The sequence below is a fragment of the Bradyrhizobium sp. ISRA430 genome, from assembly GCF_029909975.1.
Classification (GTDB): Bacteria; Pseudomonadota; Alphaproteobacteria; order Rhizobiales; family Xanthobacteraceae; genus Bradyrhizobium.
In genome coordinates this window covers 6,426,054-6,446,510 of the sequence record NZ_CP094516.1, presented here as the reverse complement: position 1 = coordinate 6,446,510, position 20,457 = coordinate 6,426,054, and the positions used below count along the sequence as shown (strand labels likewise).

The window sequence follows — 20,457 nt, the reverse complement described above, 5'->3', positions numbered from 1 at the left end:
CCGGCCGGCAGTCGCGGGGGGCGATGCGGAGCGGTTCGCATGCCCCACAAAAAAACCGAAAAACAACCCCATGCAAAGTAGCCGGGTGTTGCCGGCACAAGGCATTGCGCGCTGCAAAGTCGTTGACACGTCGGGCAAAACAGCGGCACCGATATATCATCGCGCGGTTTGCAAGCTTGCCCTCCAATGGCCTGCTCGATTGCGTGTGCGCCTTCCACGGCATGGCCGACAACAGGGTCACAGGGCGCGCTGGCCTTGGACCAAGACTTGGACAAGACTTGGACAAGACTTGCAGGGCCGGCCGCGCCTGCCGTTAAATCGCCCCAAGGCACGCTCATCTCTGAACCCGTTTAATGCGATGTCCGCGCGAGGCGGCACCACAACAATGAAGAATTGTCTCGCTTTTTTCCTTCTTTTGATCATGACGACGGCCTCCGCCCATGGCCCCGTGCCGGTACGGCCGCAAGGTTCTTCCGATCTTGTGCGCGTGGGCCTCACCGATGCCGACACCAGCGCCGGCGGCACGGCCCGGCTGTGCGAGCAGGTCGCCTTCTCGCGCGGCCTGCGCTACGGCGAGAGCGAGCAGAACGTGCTCGATGTCGCCACCAGCCAGACCAAGGCGGATATGCCGCAGCCGGTGCTGGTGTTCGTGGCCGGCGATACCTTCACCGGCGATACCGCCGCCCCGGACCTGTCGCGCGAGGTCCAGGATCAGGCCATGTGCTTTGCCGCGCGCAACGGCATGATCGGCGTGCGCGTGAACTACCGCCTCGCACCCGCGGCGACCTGGCCGACCGGCGCGACCGACGTGGCGGCGGCGCTGTCCTGGCTGCACCAGAACATCGACCTGTTCAACGGCGATGCCCGCGAGATCGTCGCGGTCGGCTATGGCGCCGGCGCCTTCCATGTCGCGAGCCTGCTGGCGCATCCCGAACTCCAGGCCGACCGGGCCGATGTCGCCGGCCTCGTACTGGTGTCCGGGATCTACCGCGCCGGCAAGGACGCGAGCGACAGCGAAAAGGCTTATTTCGGCACCGATGCCAGCCAATATGACAAGCGATCGATCTTTCCCGGCATCCTCACGGTTGATGAGCCGATCGTGCTGGCCTGGGCGGCAGGCGATCCCGCACATCTCGTCGCGCAAGGCGAATCCCTGAAACATGCGCTCTGCGCCGCCGGCCACTGCCCGCGCACCACGATCCTACACAGCCGCGACGGCATCGCCGCGGCGTTCGGGCTCGACGGCTCCGGCGACAGCCTCGCCGGGCCGACGCTTTTGCTCGTGCGACAGCTCGAGGCGCGAGGGCTGCCATAGCGGCGCGTTGCCCGCAGCATGACGACTGAATCGCACCTTTTGCTGGGCTAACCCCCTCGCCTGCTCCCTCCCCGCAAGGGGGAAGGGAGCAGAGCGTAGCGCGAGGCTGCGCTGTGCCTCAATGCCATGGCGCCAAAGAATGGAGTCATTCGTCAAAATGAAGGTGCGTTCCCTCCCCCCTTGCGGGGGAGGGTTAGGGAGGGGGTGCCACACGGCACACTCTCTCAATCAAAAGTCCGCGCATCCCTAAGCCGGCTTGAGCGAGGTCACCGCGCTTCGAGCAGCGAACGTACTGCGGCGCGTCAACACGCCTGCCGTTTCGCCTCGACGGCACGGATCTCGAAACGACACGTCGAGCCACAGGATTGACAAACGCTTGACCTAGATCAAGCGGCCTTGGTGCAGGGTGAGCCGACCTCGGGAGGGGCCAACATCAAGGTATCGAACATGCGCGTCACCGGCAGAATGCTGTTCGTTGTGTTGGTCGCCTTAGCCTCGCTCGGGGCGATGTCGCAGCAACATGCGGAGCAATCCGTCACCGACAGTGAAATCCGCATCGGCAACGTCATGCCGTATTCGGGGCCGCTCTCGGAATTCGGCGCGATCGGCAAGGCAGAGGCCGCCTATTTCGACATGATCAACGATCGCGGCGGGATCAACGGCCGCAAGATCCGCTTCATCACGCGCGACGACAACTCCGATCCATCGACCGCGCTGGAGCTGACCCGCAATCTGGTCGAGCAGGACGACGTGCTGTTGATGTTCGGCGCGTTCGGCACACCCGGCAATCTCGCCACGCGCTTGTATCTCAACGAGCGGAAGATTCCGCAGCTTTTCGTTGCGTCCGGTGACGAGGAGCTGAGCCGGCCCAACCGGTTTCCCTGGACCATGGGCTGGCAGCCCTCGTTCAGGGCCGAGGGTCGCATCTACGCCAACTACATTCAGGCCTATTATCCGCATCGCAAGATCGTGGTGCTCTGGCAGAACGACCAGTTCGGGCGCATGGTCTTCAAGGGCATCGAGGAAGGTCTTGGCGATCTGAACCGTCTTGTCCTCGTCGACATCGCCTTCGACATTACCGATGAGCATCTCGAAGGGCACGTCTCGATCCTCAAGCGCGCGGGCGCCGACATTTTCGTCTTTCTCGGCGTGCCATCGACGGCATCCAAAGCGATCAAGCTGGCGGCGTCGCTCAATTGGCACCCGGTCGTCATTGTGAACGATGCCTCCGCCTCGATCGCCAATGCGATGGCGCCCGCAGGATTGGAGAATTCGGCCGGTGTGATCTCGGCGGCCTTTCTGAAGGATCCAAGCGATCCTGCGTGGAAAAACGATCCTGGCATGAAGGACTGGTTCGCCTTCATGGACAAGTACCATCACGTCGAAAGCACGAACAACAACGCTGCACTGTATGGCTACGCTGCGGCCGAGGCGCTGACGCAGGTGCTGAAGCAATGCGGCGACGACCTGTCGCGCGAGAACATCATGCGTCACGCGGCTTCGCTCAGGGACTATCAGCCCTCTGTGGCGTTGCCCAACATCAGGATGAATACCTCGCCCGACAGCTATCTGCCGATCAAGCAGATGCGGCTTGTCCAGTTCGACGGCCGCACCTGGCAACCATTCGGCGCGGTGATCGAGACCGCATTCACGGAAGGCGCGGCGCGATGAGCCGCCTCGGGCAGGCTTGAGCGAGGCCAGCGCGCTTTCGAGCAGCGAACGCACCCGATTTCACCAACGGCGCAACCGCATCTTATGGTGGCCGTGGCAAACGCCTTTTCGTTTCATGGCGAATGTTTAAGATCGGCACCGACCTGCATTCGCTCCGCCGGGAGACACCCCATGACCGAGACCATCCGCATCAAGCGCTTCACTGTGCGCCCCGTGATCGTGCCTATGAACCTGCCGCTCCAGACCTCGACCGGTGCGGTCGCCAAGGCGCCGCTGGTGCTGGTCGATTGCGAGACGGACCAGGGTGCGCGGGGGCATGCCTATCTGTTCTCGATCACGCCGGCGGCCTTGAAGCCGCTGACCGCGATGGTCGCGGAGATGTCAGAGATGATCGCCGGCGACGACCTGTTGCCGTTCGAGATCGAGCGCAAGCTGACCCAGCGCTTCACGTTGCTGGGACTTGCCGGCCTGCAGCGGCTGGCACAATCCGGCATCGACATGGCGGCGTGGGACGCGCTGGCGCGTACACGCGGCTTGCCGCTGGCACGCCTGCTCGGCGGCGCGCCAAAGCCGGTGCGGGCCTACAATTCGAAGGGGCTCGGCATCATGCCGGCCGCCGCCGCGGTGGACGAGGCGCACAAGCTGCTCGCCGAAGGTTTTCACGCCGCCAAGATCCGCGTCGGCCGGCCCGATGCGCGTGAAGACCTGAATGTGGTGCGCGCGGTGCGCAAGGCCGTCGGCGACGACGTGACGCTGATGTGTGACTACAATCAGGCCTTGACGGTCACTGAAGCGATCCGCCGCGGCGAGATGCTCGACGACGAGGGGCTGACCTGGATCGAGGAGCCGATCCGCCACGACGACTATGCCGGCTGCGCCCGCATAGCGGACGCGCTCCGCACGCCGGTCCAGATCGGCGAGAATTTCGACAGCGCCTTTTCCATGCAGGCCGCACTCGCCGCGGAGGCGTGCGACTTCGTCATGCCGGACGTCCAGCGTATCGGCGGCGTCACCGGCTGGCTGCGCGCCGCCTCGCTCGCCCATGCCGCCGGCATCGAGATGTCGACGCATCTGTTCTCGGAGGTGAGCGCGCATCTGCTGTGCGTGACGCCGACCGCGCATTGGCTGGAATATGTCGACTGGGCTGACGCCGTGCTGGCAACACGCCTCGCGATCAAGGACGGCTTCGCACTGCCGAACGAGACACCCGGCAACGGCATCGAATGGGACGAAGCGGCGGTGAGGAAGTACTTGGTGGCGTGATCGCTCAGTGGGATGACATTACACTGCATCCGCGGCGAAGATGCGCTCCCTCTCCCCGCTTGCGGGGAGAGGGTTGGGGTGAGGGGGAGCCTCCGCAGGGACGCTAGCAGTTAGACTCGCGGAGCCCCCTCACCCGAATTTGCGCTCCGCGCAAATTCGACCTCTCCCCGCAAGCGGGGCGAGGTGAAGAATCAGCTCAATCAGCGCACCGCCGCATTCAGATCCATCGTCTCCAGCAAGCTGTTCTGGCGCCAGTCGATGAAGGCATCCTTGAAGCGGCTGATGACGTCGGCGTGTTCGGGCGCATGCCACAAATTGCGCTGTTCGAGCGGATCATTCTCGAGATCGAAGAGCTGGCCATCCTCTGCGCCGTGAATGAAGACGGCCTTCCACCTATCGTCGCGCACCATCGTGATCAGCCTTGCGCCGGTCATGGCGACGTCGCCGGCCTGCTCGCTGAAGACGAAATCGCGACCTGTCCAGTCTTCGCCCTCGAGCGGGGAAAGCAGGCTGCGGGCCTGGCACGGCTTTGGATGCTGCGCGCCGGCGAGATCCAGGATGGTCGGGCCGAGATCGAATAGCTGGCACTTCCCGGCAATCCGCCGCCCGCCCGTGAACCGCCCCGGCGACCAGAACAGCAACGGTACGCGGGTGACAGGTTCGTACATCGACCATTTCTGGCTGAGGCCGTGTTCGCCGAGATTGTCGCCGTGGTCCGACATGAAGATGAGGACGCAGTTGTCGAGATAACCCTTTTCCTCCAGCGTTTGAAGCAGGCGGCCGATCTGCTCGTCGATCATGGTGACGTTCGCATAATAATGGGCGCGCAGACGCCGCATTTCCTCATGCGTCGGCTGAAGCTTCCATGACACGGCGTCGTGGTCGACCTCGGTGTCGTGACGCCGCTTCTCCTTCAGATAGGCCGGCAGCCCGTCGATCTCGGCCTCTGTCGGCTGCGGCACCGGCAGGTCGTTGCGGCCAAGGTAGTGCTCCAGATATTCGGGCAACGGGTCATAGGGCGGATGCGGTCCGGGCAGGCCGATCTGCATGAACAGCGCATCGGGCTTGGGGCGTGTCTGCAACCACCACATTGCGGTCTCGGCGACAAAAATGTCCGGGTGCAGCGACTTCGGCATCTGCCAGGTGAATGCGCCCATCCTGTCGCCGTAATCCGGCAGGCTGCGGTAGCCGGCGCGCGACGGCTTTGTGAGCTTGTGCGCAGCGAACGCCTTATCGAGCTCATCGGCGAACCATCGTCCCTCGAAAAAGCGATCCTTGTTCTCGACCACGAAGCGCTCGTGGAAGCCTGCCTTGGCGTCATAGGGGATGGTGTGCATCTTGCCGACATTGACACAGTGATAGCCGGCCTCCGCCAGCTTGCTGACCCAGGTCTTCTGCCAAGCCTGTCCGTTGCGCAGCACGCCGGATGCGTGCGGATAGAGGCCGGAAAACAGCGCCGCGCGCGAGGGAACGCAACTCGGCGCATTGATGAAGCAATTGTCGAAATAGACGCCCTCGTGCGCCAGGCGGTCGAGATTCGGCGTCTTCATATAGGGGTGGCCCGTCGCCGCGATCGTGTCGAAGCGCTGCTGATCGGTCATGACCAGGACGATATGGGGCTTTGTCACGGTTGTTTTGTCCTACGCGGCGTTGAGTTAGCAGAGGATATGTCTGACATAATAATTCTTGTCAAACCTCGCCTGTTCGGATTATCTTGCGTCGAGAGCCAACTTTTCCCATTCATCTGAAATAACTCAGACATTTGAACTCGCAGGGCCCAACCAACGTGGCAAAACCCGACAGCAACGACAGCCCGCAGTCGAGCGCCCTGGTCGCCCGTGAGGTGGCAAGGCTGATTCTGACCGGCGTGTGGCGCGAGGGCACGACCTTGCCGCGCGAGATCGAGCTTGCCTCTCGCTTCGACGTCAGCCGCGCGTCCATTCGCGAAGCGCTCTCGCTGCTCAAGGCGAAGGGCCTGATCGCCTCGAAGCAGAAGGCCGGCACGCATGTGCGGGCGCGCATCGACTGGAACATGCTCGACGAGGAGCTGCTCAATTGGACCTTGTCCGAATTGCCGACACGGGAGTTCGCCAAGCAGCTTTTGGAGATCCGCAGGATCGTCGAGCCCGAGGCCTGCGCGATCTGCGCCGTGCGCGGCACTGACGAGGACTTCGCCCGGATCGAACGCGCCTATCGCGGCATGGACGCAGCCGGAATGGACCGCCTCGCCTATGCCGAACCGGACCTGCAGTTTCACCGCGGCATTCTCATCGCGACGGGAAACGATTTCCTGATCGCCTTCGGCGCTACCGTCGCCGCGGCGTTGCGCATGTCGTTCAACATGTCGACCCAAAACCCGGGCGCGCCGCGCAAGAGTCTGCCCTATCACCGCGCGGTCCTCGACGCGATATGGGCGCGCAATCCCGACGCCGCGCGCCAGGCCATGCACAAGCTCATGGATCTCACCGAACAGAACATCATCTCGGCCTTGTCGCGCCAACGGAAGAAGGACGCCGAGGATGATAGCGCCCGCTCCAAGCGGACGCGTTGAAAACCAAGCCGTATTGAGGGAGGACATCATGAAGAACAGGGCGGACCAACCCGCGCGTGCAATCACCCGCCGCAAATTGCTGAAAGCGAGCGCCGCGGGCGCGGCGCTCGCGGCATTTCCGGCGCCGCTGATCGCGCAGACCAAGCCGTTTGCCGGCGTCACGTTGCATGGCGCCTCGTTCCAGCATCGCTTCTTCACGCTGCTGCAGAAATACATTCCGGAATTCGAAGAGCAGACCGGCATGAAGGTCGATCTCCAGCTCTCCGCCTTTCCGGTCTACAACCAGCAGGCCAATCTCGAACTGTCCTCAGGCGGCTCGGCCTATGATTTCGTCAACGTCACCTTCATCCTGGCGGCGCGCTGGGTCGCGGCGGGGCTGCTTTCCAATCTCGACGAGTTCACCGGCGATCCCAACCTGACGCCGGCCGAGTGGAATCCGAAGGACTTCGTCGAGGGCGCGCAGGTGCCCTATCGCGACGCCAAGGGCGGCACCTACGGCTATTCCTGGGAAGGCGGCGCGATGGTGATGGGGCTGTCGCGGATGGACCTGATGGAGAAGAAGGGGCTGAAGATCCCCAAAACCTTTGCCGAGCTGCAGCAGGTCTGCGCCGAGATCAACGGCACCGACGGCGCGAGCGGCATCGTCGCGTTCCGGCTCCACCACTGGAACCTGCCGCCCTACATCCAGGGCTTCGGCGGCAACATCTTCCGCAATCCGCCCGGCGACATCATGCCTGCGCTGAACAAGCCCGAGACCATCGAGGGTATCGAGTTCTACGCGAAGCTGCTGAAGAGCGCGCCGAAGGGCGTCCTCACCTATACCGAAGACCAGGCACGGCAGTCGCTGCTCACCGGCCGTTCCAACATCTTCATCCATTCCAGCGCCTGGGTGACGCCGATCCTGCTCTCCGAGGAGAGCAAGGTGAAGGACACCTCGCGCGTGGTGCGGATGCCGGCCGGCCCCGTGCACGACCATCCGGCGTCGAACAGCCAAGGGCTCGGCATTCCCAAGAACGCCAAGAACAAGAAGGCGGCGTGGGAATTCATCAAATGGGCGCTCTCCCCCGACATCTCGATGCGGCTCGTCAAGGAGCATGGTCATTCCTCGGTCTGCCGACGCTCGATCATCACCAGCGATGCCTATCGCAAGCTGAATACGGTGAACGGCCAGGACCTCGGCGCGCTCTATCTCGAAGTGCTGGAATTGCCGGCCAAGGGCGAGAACTACATGGCCTATCGCACCGTGAAGGAGTTTCCGATCGTCGGCGACGTCCTCAACAAGGCGTTCGAGCAGGTGGCGACCGGCCAGCTCCCCGCCAAGGACGCGATGAACGCCGCCCAGGACCAGGCGATCGCAGCACTTCGCAGAGCCGGGACCCAGCTTTGAAGCAGGGTGGAATTGACGAAGAGCGCCGCAGGTTCATCGCCTTCGCGCTCACGCCGAGCCTGATCGTGCTGTTCGCGGTCGCCGTGCTGCCGGCGATCTACCTCGTCGTGACGAGCCTGACGCCGTTCCAGTTGACGGCGCCGGGCTCGGCCACCGATTTCAGCGCACCGTTGCGCAACTATGGCCTGTTGCCCGGCGATCCCCGTTTCGTCAATTCGCTCGTCGTGCAAGCCAAGCTGTCGTTCTGGGGCGTGCTGTTCCAGGTGCTGCTAGGCATGCTGCTCGCGCTGCTCTTGAACGTGCAGTCGCGCTTCGTCGAATTCGCGCGCACCTTCTTCCTGATTCCGATGGTGCTGCCGCCGATCGTGGTCGCGGTGATCTGGAAGCTGATCTACACGCCCGACATCAGCCCGCTCTACTACGCCGCGCAGGCCTTGCATTTCACCATGCCGGCGCTGACCTCGAGCGTCGACTTCGCGCTGACCGCGATCATCATCGCTGACACCTGGGAGTGGCTGCCCTTCACCTTCCTGATGGTGCTGGCGGCGCTCCAGACCATTCCGGACGAATATTCGGAGGCCGCCCTCGTCGACGGCGCCAACCGCCTGCAGATCTTCTGGTACGTGACGCTCCCCTTCATCACCCCGATCCTGGTGATCTCAGGCATGTTCCGCCTAATCGACAGCGTGAAGGCGTTTCCGCTGATCTTCCTCCTGACCAGCGGCGGTCCCGGCACGGTCACCGAGGTCACGAATTACTATGCGTATCTGCTCGCCTTCGACACCAACGAGATTGGCTATTCCAGCGCGGTGACGGTCGTGATGCTGCTGCTGGTCGCCGGCATCAGCCTTGGCCTGGTCTGGATGGGCCGCCGCCGGGAGGCGATGGCATGAGCGAACATTCCGGACGCCATGCGACGCCGGGGCGGCTGGTCGCGATCACCATCACGCTGCTCATCCTGCTCTCGCCCTTCCTGTGGCTGCTGCAGATGAGCTTCAAGTCGAACGACCAGATCCTGCAATTCCCGCCGCCGCTGATCTTCACGCCGACGCTGGAGAATTACATCTCGCTCTGGCACAGCGCGTTCTCGGCCTCCTTCGTCAACAGCCTGCTCAGCGCCTCGCTCTCGACAGCGCTCGCGCTGCTGTTCGGGATCCCTGCGGCCTACGCGCTGTCGCGCTGGGCCGGGCGCGGCAAACATGGCCTCAGCTTTGCGATCCTGGTCACGCGGATGGCGCCGCCGATCGCGTTCACGATCCCATTCTTCCTGTTCTATCGGTGGATCGGCCTGCTCGACACCATCACAGGTCTCGTGCTGGTCTACACCAGCTTCAACCTGCCGCTGGTGATCTGGATGATGCAGCCGTTCTTCGACACGGTGCCGATCTCGCTGGAGGAGGCTGCCCTCGTCGACGGGGCGCGGACGCGCACGGTGTTCACGAAGATCGTGCTGCCGATGGTGACGCCCGGCATCGCCGCGACCGCGATCCTCTGCTTCCTCTACGCCTGGAACGATTTCTTCTTCGCGCTGATCCTGACCCGCACCAATGCGCGCACCGCGCCGGTCGCCGTCGTCAACTTCATGAACTACGAGGGCTGGGAATGGGGCAAGATCGCCGCCGGCGGCTCGCTGGTGATGGCGCCGGTGCTGATCTTTTCGCTCGCAGTGCGCCGCTATCTCGTCTCCGGTCTCACGGCCGGTGCGGTCAAAGGGTGACATCATGAAGCTTCCGACCGGCGCCTCGCGCGTCGTCTTCATCTTCGCCCACCCCGCCGGCCATGTCGGCGCACCGCGTTACTACACGCCTTATTTTGGGGAGCAGGGGCTCGACTGGCACATGGTGCCGATGGATGTGACGCCAAAAGATCTCGCCGAGACGATCCGGGCGCTGGCGAAGTCGCCGAGCACTGCGGGCTTCAACCTGACCATGCCGCACAAGCCGGCCGCGTTCGAGCTCTGCGACGAGGTCGGCCCCGCCGCCAAGTTCGAGGGCGTGGTCAACACCATCCGCATCGAGGCGAATGGCAGGCTGGTCGGCGAGTCCTTCGACGGCGGCGGCTTTCTGAATGCGGCGCGCCAGGCCGGGATCTTCGATCCAAACCGTCGCTGTGTCGTGATCGGCGCGGGCGGCGCCGGCCGCGCGATCTGCCACGCGCTTGCGACGGCCGGCCTGAAACGGCTGCGCATCCTCAACGAGGCGCCCGGCCCGGTCGAAGCGCTCGCGACACGGCTGCGCGGACAATTTCCCGATCTCGCTATCGACCTCGAGGAGCGCTTCGACGACGCCGGCCTCTGCGTGAATGCGACCTCGCTCGGCCTGCATGCGACCGACGCACTGCCGATGGATCCTATGAGGTTACCGCGCGATTGCGCGGTGTTCGACATCATCGCCGCACGCCGCACCGAGTTCATGGAGGCGAGCGCCGCGCGCGGCCTCAAGGTCATCGACGGTGTTGCCATGATCCGGCATCAGCTCCCACTGCAAACGGCGTTCTGGCGGGGTGAAACTTCATTGCGTGATCGCTGACGCGATCGATGTTGGAGCAGTTGCGCGAAATGCTGCCATATCGTCATTGCGAGCGCAGCGAAGCAATCCAGAGTCTTTCCGCGGCCGCAGTCTGGATTGCTTCGCTGCGCTCGCAATGACGGAGTAAGGTGTGGCGTCACAGTTCGCCCAACTCACACTCTCGATCGCAAGCACACCTTCATATTTCCGCAACAGGCGGGCCGAACCAGGTGGTGAGCGCCTCGGTGAGTCCGCTCCGGCCTGTGTCTCCTACCCACGCGACATAGCCATCAGGCCGCACCAGCACGGCACGCGGCGCAGCGACCGCGCCCAGCGCGGGAAGCTCCCACGAGCCGGCATAGTCGGCATCCATCAACTGCACCCGATCCGCCCAAGGCGCGATCTCGAAGCTGCCGGGCGCGCCGAGATTGAGCAGCACGGCGCGCCCGCCATGCAGCAGGCTGAACATTCTGAGCGGACCAAAGCGGGTCACGAGATCAAGATCGGGCATGCGGCGCCCAAGCAGCGGATGTCCCTCGCCGAGGTCATAGCGGATGTCGAGGCCCGACATCATCGCACCGAAGCGTCGGCGCGGCTCGTCCATGCGCAAGAGTCCGGACACGGTGTCGCGCAAGGCGTCGATGCGATCGTCGTGGCGAAGCAGCGCGGTTTGTGCCATGGTGTTGCGCAGGACGCACGCGGCGACCGGATGGCGCTCGGCGTGGTAGCTATCCAGCAGGCTTTCCGACGACGTCCCCTTCACGACCTGCGCCAGCTTCCATCCGAGATTCACCGCATCCTGCATGCCGGTGTTGAGGCCCTGCCCACCGACCGGCGAATGCACATGCGCGGCGTCGCCGGCCAGCAGCACCCGCCTGTCCCGATAGGTGGCCGCCTGCCGGGTCATATCGGTGAATCGCGAGATCGAGGTCGGCGTGTGGATCCCGTAGTCGGTGCCGTGGACGGCGATGAGGGCGTCGCTGAGATCGCGCAAGGACGGCTCGCTCCGTCCGGTCGCTCCGTCGAGCGGTTCGGTCACCATGATCCGCACCGGCCCATCCTCAAGGCGCGCGAAGGAGTGGATGCCCTTGTCGTCGCGGCGAAGGCCCCATTCCGGCTCCTCGGTGATCTCAGCCTCGGCGATCAGGCAACTTATGGTCGGATCCCAGCCGGGGAAGTCGATGCCCGCAGCCTTGCGGACCAGGCTTCGTCCGCCGTCGCACCCGACGAGATAGTCCGCCCGGAGCGGCGGGCCACCGGCCGCGTCGATATCGACGCCAGCCTCGTCCTGCGAGATGGCCCTCACCTCGCGCCCGCGATAGATCGGTACGCCGAGTTCGCTGGCCCAGTCGGCCAAAATGCGCTCGATGCGGCTCTGCCGCAGCGCGAGTACATACGGGTGCCGGGTGGGGAGATCGCTGATATCGAGATGATTCCAGGCGAAGCCCGCGACCTGGGCCACCTGCCCCTCGCCAAGGAAGCGGTCCGCGAGCCCGCGCTGATCGAGAATCTCGATGCTGCGCGCATGCAATCCGCCGGCACGCATGCCGACGAGGTCCTGGCTGACGCGCCGCTCGACGATGGCGACGTCGACGCCCGCAAGCCGCAGCTCGCCTGCGAGCATCAGTCCTGTCGGCCCTGCCCCGACGATCACCACCGCATGGCCAATGATCGCCGTTCCCGCGATCCGCCCGGCCGCCTGCGTCCGCTCCGTCGACATCAATACGCTCATCTCGTGACCCCCCAAGGTTGTGGCTGAGGCCGGGGGTTCTACGGGATGACCGGGGTCTTGAAGCAAGCCCGTTGCGAGCCACATATAGAGCTGGGAGGATAGGCGTTTTTTCCTCCAGCCGATCCGCGGCGATGCGGAGTCCTGACGATTTTATCTGGATGGTTCGTGGCGGCGCGACACGCGTCGGACCATGCTGATCACGCTGCGCCAGCTCTGGACATATCAGTTGTCCGGCCCGGCAGCCGCACCACACACCTGAATCCGATATGGCTGGTTGAGGTGTCGATCGGCTCGGCATGTCGCGCGGCGGGACGATAGCGCCGGCAATAGTTCGGTGCGCAGAGATGCGAGCCGCCCTTGAGAACCTTGCGCGGAATTCTGATGTTGGGCTCGCTTGGGTCGAAGCTCGCCTCCTCGCGCCCGCCACGCGGGTTGTGCGGGATGCATCTGGCGTCCGCCTCGTGCCGCGCCGACCACCAGTCGGAGGTCCACTCCCAGACGTTGCCGATCATGTCGTAGAGGCCGTAGCCGTTCGGCGGAAAGGCCATGACCGGCGAGGTACGCTCGAACCCATCCTCGCAGAGATTCTGGACAGGGAAGTTTCCCTGCCAGATGTTGGCCATGTGCTTGCCACCCGGCATCAGCGCATCGCCCCAGGCGAACTCTTCGCCGTCGAGGCCGCCGCGCGCGGCGAACTCCCACTCCGCTTCGGTCGGCAGATCCTTGCCGGCCCAGCGCGCATAGGCGATCGCGTCGCTCTGGGACACGTGGACGACGGGGTGATCGTCGAGCCCCTTGATGTTGCTGCCGGGGCCATAGGGATGGCGCCAATCGGCACCGCGCATGAAGCTCCACCACTGGCTCCAATCGCAGAGATCGGTGATGCGCGGCAGCGGCGAGAACACCAGCGAGCCGGCGTAGAGCATCTCCTTGAGCGCGCCGGGATAGTCCTTGGGATCAGGGACGATCTGCGCCTCGGTGACGTGGCCGGTCGCATTGACGAATTTCTTGAACTGCCGGTTGGTCACCGGCGTGCGGTCGATCCAGAAACCGTCGACGGATACGCGATGGCTCGGAGATTCTTCCGGATAATGATGGTCGGAGCCCATCCGGAAGGTGCCGCCGGGAATGAAGACCATCTCGCCGGTCTTCACGTCATCCGGCAACCATTCGCAACGATCCAGACCCGCCCGCAGCATGGTGGAAACCCCGATACGCGCATTCCACCTGATGCTACGGAGCGGAATTCAGGGAGCGTCGACGGTGACGGTCCGCCCTGTACGCTGGACACATTGGCTGGTCCCCCTTCCTGGCGTCGAAGTCCCACGCAAATATCGCCTAGGTTGCAAACGGTATCCGAAGATTGGTTAGCTGTGATGTGCAGATTGTGCCAGCACCTCGCGACGGCCGGCGAGCCTTGACGACGCACGCGCAAACCCCTTCAACCGACAGTGGTTACGGGGGGATATCGCGTCAAATTCGGCGATGACTTACCTCAAAATGCGAAGCCACGTTGTCGCACCCGCCTCCCGTTGCGGTAGTATTCTGCAGTTTGCCGCACAATTGTCGCGCTTCGGTATGACCGTCCAACCATGGGGCGATTCCTTCTGGTTGATTCGCAGAAGCTTGATGGCTTCGAGGGCCTTCACCAGGCCGTTCACGGTTCGCACGTCGACGTCATGCAGCTCGGACGCGGTCGGCTGCGCGGGACATTGTCCCATATCGGGATCGGCGATTTTTCCCTCAGCATCGGCGCCTTCAACGTCGGCATGCGCACGCAGCGTATCTCCAGCGACGACAAGCTGATCATCGGCATGCTGCTGGGGGCGGAGCAGCGCGTGGCGCATTGGTCGTTCGACATGCAGCTCAACGATGTGCTCGTGATTCCACCCCTGCTCGAGCATGACGGCGTCTTTCACGGTGCATCGGCCTACGCGGCCATGCGGCTCGACCTCAACGAGGTGACGTCGCTGTTCGGCGGCGAGACGCGGCTGGGCGATCCTGAGATGTGGCGCAGCCGGGGCCATTTCCGGGCGGACACCGCGACCGGCGCGCTCGCTTCGCGCCGTCTGGTGCAGATCATGTCTCACCTGCGCACCCACAGATATGCGCTGATGCCGTCGAACGCGAATTTCTGGAAGCGGTCGATCGCCGAATGCATGGCCGCCAACGTCATGTCGTCTCTTCCGCCCGATGACAGCGGTTGGCTGCCGTCGGCAAGGCGGCTCATCCGCAGGGTCGAAGACTATCTGGACGAGGCCGGCCCACGCCCGGTGCACGTTTCGGCGATCTGCGCGGAGCTGGGGGTCTCGCGACGCACCTTGCATCGCGCCTTTCAGGAGGTGTTCGGCCTCGGGCCCGTCACCTTTCTGCGGCACAAGCGCCTCTGCACCATCTATTCCATTCTGCGCGAAAGCGCGCCCGGCTCAACCACCGTGGCGGCGGTCGCGATGCAGCAGGGCTTTTACGAGCTCGGGCGTTTCGCACACTATTATTTCATGATGTTCGGCGAGCACCCATCACAGACATTGGGCATCGCACCGCCCGCTCTTGCGAAGGCCCAAGGCATCAGCGCCTAACGTGGTCGCACCCACACCCGATGCGGGGTCGCCACCGCAAAAGCGCGACGGCCGCCTCTATCGCGCCTCCACACCGGAGATCTTCTTGCGGGCCGCCCTGCGCTCGATCCAGGCGCAGCGGCGCGCCGTGGCGCCGGAGCGTGCGACGGCGGAGATGCCCTCGCCGGCCTGGAGCAGCGGCGCGACATTCTCGCGCAATGCGCGGCAACGATCGAGCTCGGCCTGCCAATCGATGATGCGCGCGTGGGCGCTCGAGGCGATCAGCGCCAGCATCGCGGTTGCAAGACAGGTCACCTTCATGGCCGGAGCATCCTCTATTTCGGCCCGGCCGGGTCGCGCCGGTAGCGGAAGTTACAATGGGTCGCGCCCTGCATGATCGTCTGCGTGCGCGTCAGCTTGATGTCGGAACCGAATCCCGCCGCCGTCGCAAAGTCGGCGGTGCAGATCAGGAGAAAGCCGAGCTCCGGCTCGCCAAGCGCCTTGTAGAACTCGGCGTAAGCGCACCGCTTCACATCGAAGGCGAATGAGTCCTCACTCTGCTCGATCACGTCGTAGGCGAGCGCATCATCATGGGCGTAGGTCTTGAAGGCCGACGCGACGGCCTTGCCGACTTGGTCTCGTTCTTGGCTTTCCAAAACTCCTCGCCATAGCGGCGATAGAGATCGCCGAGCGCCTTGCGCACCAGCGCGTTGGCCCGCGCTTCGCCAAGCTCGGCCTGCAAGGCCTTGACCAGCGGGATCAGCACCTCTGCCTGGATCTTCGCCTGTTCGATCACGGAAACGCTCATCCACGCCTCCTCGTTTTCGCTGCGGCAAGCATATCCCGACCCGAGACGATTAGCTAACCGAGGATTCCGCAGGGTAGGTCAGATGGCCGTCAGGCTCGATGCGCGCGGCCGGATTGATCTCGGCCTGCTCAATTTTGCCGGGTCCCAGGATGTGAAACACGGTCTCGCCGGCGGCGATGAGATAATCGGTGATGATCCGCCGGTGGCATCGCCACCACACCGTCTCCGCACAAACGATGGCGCAACGCTGCGCGTGCCCCAGTTCGCGCAGATGCGCGAGGCCCATCCGAAAGGCGTCGCTGATGGCATAGTCGGCGTAATTGTGAAAGCTGTCGTTCTGCCAGAAGGCGTTGGTCGCGCGCGGCACCTCGCGCTTGCGGCCGCGCAGGCCACCGAGGGCGGCGATATGCTCATAGCCGATCGCATGCGCAGCGAGCGATTGCGGCAAGATCTCGGAGTTGTACTGCGGATTGGTGCGCGAACGCGGCACCGTGCGAACGTCGACAACGCGCGTGACGGAGGCGCTCTGCAACAACGCGACGAAATCGTCGATCGGGCGGGTGGCGTGGCCAAGCGTATAGAACGGATGAGCCATGGGATACCCTGCCTGTCAGCTCGGCCGCGGTCGTTCAGCTCCGCAGCAGCCGCAGCGCTCGGCCCTTATGCAGGGCGACGTGGTCGGTCTTGTCGCTCCTGATCTCGTATTGCGGATCATCCGGGCTCGCGTGGTGGACGTAACCCTTGTAGTCCACATCCTTCTTGTGCACACGCAGGATATGGCCGCGCACACGGCCGGCCTCGGAATTCCAGCTCACGTGGTCGCCGACCTTAAATGTCTTTTCAGGCGTCTTGGACATGGAACATCAATGCCGGCCGGGGCCGGGCCGTTCCAGCGGTCGCGCCCAATTGCGATAGGTCCGCTTCTATTTCGCCGTCCCGCTCCTGCTCCCGGCCGTGCTTGATCGTCGATCCCCTGCGAGTCCGAGCACCATGTCCGAGAACCGCTCGCCCTGCACCAGCACGTGGTCATGAAGCCGCGTTGCCGCGAGTTGCTCATCGCCGGCGCGGATCGCTTCGAGGATTCCGGCGTGCTCCTGGAGCGATTGCAGCAGACGATTGCGCGCTCGCAGTTGGATGCGGCGATAGGCGCTCAAGCGCTTATGCAGCGCGAAGGCCTGATCGGCGAGAAAGCCGTTGCGGCTCGCGCGGTAGATCGCTTCGTGAAAATTGCGATTGTCGGCATAGTACTGCTCGCTGTCGCCTTCCCGCGCAGCCACTTCGCACGCGCGATGCGCAGCTTCCATCGCCGCATCGTTCTCCGGCGTAAGGCGACGCGCCGCCAGCCTGCCGCAGGCGCTTTCGATCTCGGCCATGGTCTCGAACATCTCGAACAGCCGGGTCGGTGACGGGACACTGACAATCGCGCCGCGGCGTGGGCGGACATCGATGAAGCCTTCGGCGCCGAGCTGAAGCAGCGCCTCCCGGATGGGGGTCCGGGACACCCCGAATCGCTCGGCCAGCGACGCCTCGTCAAGGCGATCGCCCGGCAGAAATTCCCCAGCAATTACAGCGTCTTCGATCGACTGTTTCAGTCTGAAGGCCTGGCTCATTGTATACACTCGTCGGCCCAATTTCATACCATGGCCTTGACAAAACATACAGCATGCAGTTGACCTACAGATTGTATGCAATATTGTTATTAAAAAATGCAATCTAGAACGGGAGGTATGGAATGAGGTTCTCAAGACGCCAAGCCCTGGCCCTCGGAATAGCCGCACCGGCGCTGCTCCGGTTCGGGGCGGCGCGTGCTGCCACGGCACTGAAGATCTCGCACCAGTTTCCGGGTGGCACCGCGACCGAGGGCGATTTCCGCGACCGGCTCTGCCGACGCTTTGCCGCCCTGATCCAGGAGCGCAGCAAGGGAGCGATGATCGCCGAGATCTATCCCGGCTCATCGCTGATGAAGACCAACGCCCAGTTCTCGGCGATGCGCAAAGGCGCGCTCGACATGAGCCTCATTCCGATCTCCTACGCCGGCGGCGATCTTCCCGAACTCAACATCGGTCTGATGCCGGGCCTCGTGACCGGCTACGACGAAGGTCTCGGCTGGAAGAACAAGGCGATCGGCCGGGAGTTCAGCAAGTACCTTGCAGCCAAAGGCGTCATCATCGTCACCTGGATCTGGCAGGCCGGCGGTGCCGCCAGCCGCGTGCGTCCACTGGTCGAAGTCGGCGATGCCAAGGGCATGAAGATCCGCGGCGGCTCGCGCGAGATGGATCTCGTGCTTCAGGCCGCCGGTGCCTCGGTCCTGTCGCTCCCTTCCAACGAACTCTATGCGGCGATGCAGACCGGCGCCTGCGATGCCGCCCTCACCTCGTCCACCAGCCTGACCTCGTTCCGCCTGGAGGAGCTCGCCAAGCATCTGACGACCGGGCGGGCCAAGAGCTATTGGTTCATGCTCGAGCCGCTGGTCATGTCGAAGGCGGTGTTCGACCGGCTTTCGAACGAGGAACGCGACGTCATCGTTTCGGTCGGCGCCGAGCTCGAAGAGTTCGGTCGCGCTGCGGCGGTAGAGGACGATGTTCGCGTGGCGAAGGTCTACGGAGCCGCCGGCGCGACCGTCCACGATCTCGACGCCAAGGCGGTCCAGGCGTGGCGAGACCTCGCGCGCGACACGGCCTGGAAGGATTACGCCAGCAAGAACGAGAACTGCGCCCGCTTGATCAAGCTTGCCATGGAGGCCGGCTCATGAGCGCGCACGGCGTCGATCTCGGCCATTCCGTCGTCGTGACGGCGGCAGCGCGGCCCGGCTCTCCGGTCGGGCGGATCAACCGCGCCATGACCCTGCTCAACAGGACGATCGTCGTCCTCTGCTCGATCGCGCTCATCATCGCGAGCGCGATCCTGAGCTACAGCGTGGCAGCGCGCTACTTCTTCAACGCCGCAACCTATTGGCAGGACGAGGCCGCAGTTTTCCTGCTGGTCGGCGCTACGTTCCTGTCCACCGCGTTCGTGCAGGCCGGCCGCGGCCACATCGGCATCGAAGCCCTCACGGGCTATCTCACGAAGCGCGGCAACGCGATCCGCATCCTCGCGGTCGACGCGGCAAGCTTGTTGTTCTGCTGCTTCTTCGCCTGGAAATCATGGACGCTGTTCCACGAGGCATGGGTCGACGGACAGGTGTCCGGCTCGACCTGGGCACCGCCACTGTGGATTCCCTACAGCATGATGGCGCTCGGCATGACGCTGCTGACGCTGCAGATCGCGCTTCAGCTCGCCTCAGGCATCGACGGATGGAGGAGCAAATGAGCACGTTTGCCGTCGGACTGATGTATGGCGGAGCCACGCTTGCCGTGATGGCCTCGGGGATGCCGATTGCGCTGGCGCTCGGCGCCGTCGCGGTGATCTTCATGTATTTCTTCATGCCTGCCGCGTCGCTCGATACAGTGACGCAGAACGTCTATGAGGAGATGGCCTCGATCACGCTGCTGGCCATCCCGCTCTTCATCCTCAAGGGCGCTGCGATCGGCAAGTCGAAGGCGGGACAGGACCTCTACAGCGCGCTGCACGTCTGGATGGGCCGCATCCCTGGTGGACTCGGCATCGCCAATGTATTTGCCTGCGCGCTGTTCGCGGCGATGGCCGGATCGTCTCCGGCGACCTGCTCGGCGATCGGTTCGGCTGGCATTCCCGAAATGCGCAAGCGGGGATATTCCGGCGGCTTTGCTGCGGGCGTCATCGCGGCCGGCGGCACGCTGGGCATCCTGCTGCCGCCCTCGATCACCATGATCCTGTATGCGGTTGCGGCGGAGCAGTCGCTCGGGCGTCTGTTCCTCGCGGGCATCGGACCGGGTCTTCTCCTGGTGGTCCTGTTTGCGACCTACGCGGTGCTGAGGTTCAAGGCTGAATACGCAGCAGCGCAACGGGCCTATGCCGCGGACCCTGTGCAGCATCCGATCCTTATGAACGAGCGCTTCACCATGGCGATGCGGTTTGGCGCGCTGCCGCGCGTCCTGCCCTTCGTCGTGCTGCTCAGCGGCGTGATGATTGCGCTCTATGGCGGCTATGCCACGCCGTCGGAAACCGCAGGCCTTGGCGGCATCCTGGCGCTCGTTCTGATCGCCTCGATCTATGGTGTGTGGCGCCCCAAGGATCTCAGCCCGATCCTGGAATCGACGCTGAAGGAATCGACCATGCTGATGCTGATCATCGGCATGTCGCTGCTCTACTCCTACGTGATGAGCTATCTCCACATCAGCCAGGCGGCGGCGCAGGCGATCGTGGCGATGGAGCTCTCGCGATGGGTGCTGCTGGGAGCGATCCTGGTGCTGGTGGTCGTGCTCGGCTTCTTCCTGCCGCCGGTCTCGATCATCCTGATGACCGCGCCGATCATCCTGCCGCCGCTCAAGGACGCAGGCTTCGACCTGATCTGGTTCGGCGTGGTGATGACGATCGTGATGGAGATGGGCCTGATCCATCCACCGGTCGGCCTCAACATCTTCGTCATCAGAAACATCGCGCCCGACATCCCGTTGCGGGACGTGATCTGGGGAACGCTGCCCTTCGTGCTGCTGATGGCGTTCGCGGTCGTCCTGCTTTGCCTGGTGCCCTCGATCTCCACTTTTCTGCCCAATCTGGTGATGGGCGCCCCGTCGCGTTAACCGA

At 64.0% G+C, this 20,457-nt stretch carries 19 protein-coding genes and 1 pseudogene; 12 read left to right on the top strand and 8 right to left on the bottom strand.

All coding sequences use genetic code 11. The features are described 5' to 3' along the window. Positions 1–385 precede the first annotated feature (385 nt). From MTX21_RS30595 to MTX21_RS30585, 3 genes are all read left to right on the top strand, one after another. Positions 386–1,315 (top strand): carboxylesterase family protein, encoded by a 930-nt coding sequence (locus MTX21_RS30595; RefSeq protein WP_348637452.1) that lies wholly within the window; start codon positions 386–388, stop codon positions 1,313–1,315. 447 nt (positions 1,316–1,762) lie between these two features. Beyond that, on the top strand, positions 1,763–2,986 hold the full coding sequence (locus MTX21_RS30590) for an ABC transporter substrate-binding protein (RefSeq protein ID WP_280970839.1): 1,224 nt from the start codon (positions 1,763–1,765) through the stop codon (positions 2,984–2,986). 171 nt (positions 2,987–3,157) lie between these two features. Continuing rightward, on the top strand, positions 3,158–4,249 hold the full coding sequence (locus MTX21_RS30585) for an enolase C-terminal domain-like protein (protein ID WP_280968327.1): 1,092 nt from the start codon (positions 3,158–3,160) through the stop codon (positions 4,247–4,249). 200 nt (positions 4,250–4,449) lie between these two features. Here MTX21_RS30585 and MTX21_RS30580 read toward each other — a convergent pair whose 3' ends face one another. Further along, a complete protein-coding gene (locus MTX21_RS30580) occupies positions 4,450–5,877 on the bottom strand; it encodes a sulfatase-like hydrolase/transferase (protein WP_280968326.1) in 1,428 nt (475 codons plus the stop codon). A gap of 158 nt (positions 5,878–6,035) precedes the next feature. Between MTX21_RS30580 and MTX21_RS30575 the strand changes: the two genes are divergently transcribed. From MTX21_RS30575 to MTX21_RS30555, 5 genes are read left to right on the top strand one after another with little or no spacing between them, the layout of a single operon-like run. Continuing rightward, complete coding sequence (locus MTX21_RS30575; RefSeq protein WP_280968325.1) at positions 6,036–6,800, top strand: FadR/GntR family transcriptional regulator; 765 nt, start codon at positions 6,036–6,038, stop codon at positions 6,798–6,800. Positions 6,801–6,828: 28 nt separating this feature from the next. Beyond that, complete coding sequence (locus tag MTX21_RS30570) at positions 6,829–8,187, top strand: extracellular solute-binding protein (protein WP_280968324.1); 1,359 nt, start codon at positions 6,829–6,831, stop codon at positions 8,185–8,187. After that, the gene (locus MTX21_RS30565; protein WP_280968323.1) at positions 8,184–9,080 is read left to right on the top strand and encodes a sugar ABC transporter permease; all 897 of its coding nucleotides are present in this window, start codon (positions 8,184–8,186) and stop codon (positions 9,078–9,080) included. The genes MTX21_RS30570 and MTX21_RS30565 overlap by 4 nt, the downstream gene beginning before the upstream one ends. Then, positions 9,077–9,904, top strand: a complete 828-nt coding sequence (locus tag MTX21_RS30560) for a carbohydrate ABC transporter permease (protein WP_280968322.1) — start codon at positions 9,077–9,079, stop codon at positions 9,902–9,904. The genes MTX21_RS30565 and MTX21_RS30560 overlap by 4 nt, the downstream gene beginning before the upstream one ends. Positions 9,905–9,908: 4 nt before the next feature. Further along, positions 9,909–10,715, top strand: a complete 807-nt coding sequence (locus MTX21_RS30555) for a shikimate dehydrogenase (protein WP_280968321.1) — start codon at positions 9,909–9,911, stop codon at positions 10,713–10,715. A gap of 178 nt (positions 10,716–10,893) precedes the next feature. Here MTX21_RS30555 and MTX21_RS30550 read toward each other — a convergent pair whose 3' ends face one another. Together MTX21_RS30550 and MTX21_RS30545 are read right to left on the bottom strand one after the other, a co-directional pair. Further along, complete coding sequence (locus MTX21_RS30550) at positions 10,894–12,426, bottom strand: FAD-dependent monooxygenase (RefSeq protein WP_280968320.1); 1,533 nt, start codon at positions 12,424–12,426, stop codon at positions 10,894–10,896. A 197-nt stretch (positions 12,427–12,623) separates the two neighbouring features. Beyond that, positions 12,624–13,625, bottom strand: coding sequence for a formylglycine-generating enzyme family protein (locus MTX21_RS30545; protein ID WP_280968319.1), 1,002 nt, complete (start codon positions 13,623–13,625; stop codon positions 12,624–12,626). Between the two features lie 393 nt (positions 13,626–14,018). Here MTX21_RS30545 and MTX21_RS30540 point away from each other — a divergent pair, with 393 nt between their 5' ends. After that, a complete protein-coding gene (locus tag MTX21_RS30540; protein WP_280968318.1) occupies positions 14,019–15,005 on the top strand; it encodes a helix-turn-helix domain-containing protein in 987 nt (328 codons plus the stop codon). A gap of 57 nt (positions 15,006–15,062) precedes the next feature. Here MTX21_RS30540 and MTX21_RS30535 read toward each other — a convergent pair whose 3' ends face one another. From MTX21_RS30535 to MTX21_RS30515, 5 genes and pseudogenes are all read right to left on the bottom strand, one after another. Then, entirely contained in the window at positions 15,063–15,305 is a 243-nt protein-coding gene (locus MTX21_RS30535) for a hypothetical protein (protein WP_280968317.1), read from the bottom strand. A gap of 14 nt (positions 15,306–15,319) precedes the next feature. Further along, positions 15,320–15,792, bottom strand: a pseudogene (locus MTX21_RS30530) (L-2-amino-thiazoline-4-carboxylic acid hydrolase). 49 nt (positions 15,793–15,841) lie between these two features. After that, positions 15,842–16,387: a DUF488 domain-containing protein gene (locus MTX21_RS30525; RefSeq protein WP_280968316.1), complete on the bottom strand. Its 546-nt coding sequence runs from the start codon at positions 16,385–16,387 to the stop codon at positions 15,842–15,844. A gap of 34 nt (positions 16,388–16,421) precedes the next feature. Continuing rightward, on the bottom strand, positions 16,422–16,649 hold the full coding sequence (locus tag MTX21_RS30520; RefSeq protein WP_280968315.1) for a DUF2945 domain-containing protein: 228 nt from the start codon (positions 16,647–16,649) through the stop codon (positions 16,422–16,424). 66 nt (positions 16,650–16,715) lie between these two features. Then, positions 16,716–17,402: a GntR family transcriptional regulator gene (locus MTX21_RS30515; RefSeq protein WP_280968314.1), complete on the bottom strand. Its 687-nt coding sequence runs from the start codon at positions 17,400–17,402 to the stop codon at positions 16,716–16,718. Between the two features lie 122 nt (positions 17,403–17,524). On the opposite strand from MTX21_RS30515, the gene dctP reads away from it, so the two are divergent. Genes dctP through MTX21_RS30500 form a run of 3 tightly spaced genes read left to right on the top strand, consistent with a single transcriptional unit; the run spans position 17,525 to position 20,453 of the window. After that, entirely contained in the window at positions 17,525–18,544 is a 1,020-nt protein-coding gene (gene dctP, locus MTX21_RS30510) for a TRAP transporter substrate-binding protein DctP (RefSeq protein WP_280968313.1), read from the top strand. Beyond that, the gene (locus tag MTX21_RS30505) at positions 18,541–19,101 is read left to right on the top strand and encodes a TRAP transporter small permease (RefSeq protein WP_280968312.1); all 561 of its coding nucleotides are present in this window, start codon (positions 18,541–18,543) and stop codon (positions 19,099–19,101) included. The genes dctP and MTX21_RS30505 overlap by 4 nt, the downstream gene beginning before the upstream one ends. After that, a complete protein-coding gene (locus MTX21_RS30500) occupies positions 19,098–20,453 on the top strand; it encodes a TRAP transporter large permease (protein ID WP_280968311.1) in 1,356 nt (451 codons plus the stop codon). The genes MTX21_RS30505 and MTX21_RS30500 overlap by 4 nt, the downstream gene beginning before the upstream one ends. Positions 20,454–20,457: the final 4 nt, after the last annotated feature.